The organism is Larkinella sp. C7 (assembly GCF_006149005.1).
Classification (GTDB): Bacteria; Bacteroidota; Bacteroidia; order Cytophagales; family Spirosomataceae; genus Larkinella.
The window spans coordinates 1-1,269 of the sequence record NZ_VBSL01000052.1 but is presented as its reverse complement, the minus strand read 5'-3'; the positions used below and the strand labels follow the sequence as shown (position 1 = coordinate 1,269).

1 protein-coding gene, 5 tRNA genes and 1 rRNA gene are annotated in these 1,269 nt (G+C 44.3%); 6 read left to right on the top strand and 1 reads right to left on the bottom strand.

What is annotated here, in order from left to right:
• The first annotated feature begins 100 nt into the window (after nt 1-100).
• The 6 genes from rrf to FH871_RS34300 all read left to right on the top strand — a co-directional run bounded on the left by rrf (nt 101) and on the right by FH871_RS34300 (nt 653).
• A 5S ribosomal RNA gene (gene rrf / locus FH871_RS34325) occupies nt 101-216 on the top strand.
• Between the two features lie 5 nt (nt 217-221).
• Nucleotides 222-294: transfer RNA gene (locus FH871_RS34320), tRNA-Val, on the top strand.
• 23 nt (nt 295-317) lie between these two features.
• Nucleotides 318-390, top strand: a tRNA-Asp gene (locus tag FH871_RS34315).
• A 12-nt stretch (nt 391-402) separates the two neighbouring features.
• Nucleotides 403-475, top strand: a tRNA-Lys gene (locus FH871_RS34310).
• Nucleotides 476-480: 5 nt separating this feature from the next.
• Nucleotides 481-562 (top strand) — tRNA-Leu (locus FH871_RS34305).
• A gap of 18 nt (nt 563-580) precedes the next feature.
• Nucleotides 581-653, top strand: a tRNA-Thr gene (locus FH871_RS34300).
• A 112-nt stretch (nt 654-765) separates the two neighbouring features.
• On the opposite strand, the gene FH871_RS34295 is transcribed toward FH871_RS34300, so the two are convergent.
• The coding region (locus FH871_RS34295) for a DUF402 domain-containing protein (RefSeq protein ID WP_138995311.1) at nt 766-1,269 on the bottom strand (504 nt) is incomplete at its 5' end.

Here is a 1,269-nt window from a genome sequence, read left to right as displayed (position 1 = left end):
GAGGACTTGACCAAGGTAAGGTTCAGAAGGTATTGACAGTATTGGTTTAGGCTTGATACAATAGATAGGTATTCAATTTTGAGTGAGCACACTCAAGGAGTTAAGTGACGCTAGCCTAGGAGATACACCTGTACCCATGCCGAACACAGCAGTTAAGCCCTAGTACGCCTGAAGTAGTTGGGGGTTGCCCCCTGCTAGATATGGGAGTCGCTTAGCACATAGGGAGTTTAGCTCAGCTGGGAGAGCATCTGCCTTACAAGCAGAGGGTCAGCGGTTCGATCCCGTTAACTCCCATAGTTAAGTAGAGATACTTAATAGGTCCCGTGGTGTAGCGGTTATCACGTCGCCCTGTCACGGCGAAGATCGCGGGTTCAATTCCCGTCGGGACCGTTAGAAGAGGAAGACTCGTTAGCTCAGTTGGTAGAGCATTTGACTTTTAATCAAAGGGTCACTGGTTCGAGCCCAGTACGGGTCATAGATGCGGGTTTGGCGGAATTGGCAGACGCACCAGATTTAGGATCTGGCGCTTAACGGCGTGGGGGTTCAAGTCCCTTAACCCGCATAGAAGAATAGTAAGTTAGCCGGCTTAGCTCAGTTGGTAGAGCATCTGATTTGTAATCAGAGGGTCGCGTGTTCAAGTCATGTAGCCGGCATTTGCGAACGTAGTTCAGTGGTAGTGAGGGGTTTCTCGTTACCTTTTAATTTTTAAGCATAAGAATAAGAAAAGGCCCTCATTCATTTGAATGGGGGCCTTTTTTCACGACTTTAACGACTCTTGAGTTCAAGATAACGTTTGTACCAGATATTAACGTAAGATTCCGAGAAGGGGCCTTTTTCATTGTTAATCCAGTCGACAAGAATTTTGACACTCTCTTTCAGGATATAATCAATATCTGCTGAATAATGCATTTCTTTTTTGTGGCTTTCATATTCGTCAACATCCAAAAGCTTCTTCTCATGATTTTCAAATACTTTGACATCTAAGTCGTAGTCAATGTATTTGAGGGCCTCTTCATCCATAACATAGGGGCTAGCTAAGTTACAGTAGTAGGAAACACCGCTATCACGAATCATTGCGATGATGTTAAACCAGAATTTTTTATGAAAATAAACAATGGCTGGTTCTCGGGTCACCCAGCGTCTGCCATCACTTTCAGTAACGAGTGTATGGTCATTGACACCAATGATTGCATTTTCAGTTGTTTTTAGTACCATAGTATCGCGCCACGTTCGGTGCAAACTACCATCATGCTTATAACTCTGAATTGT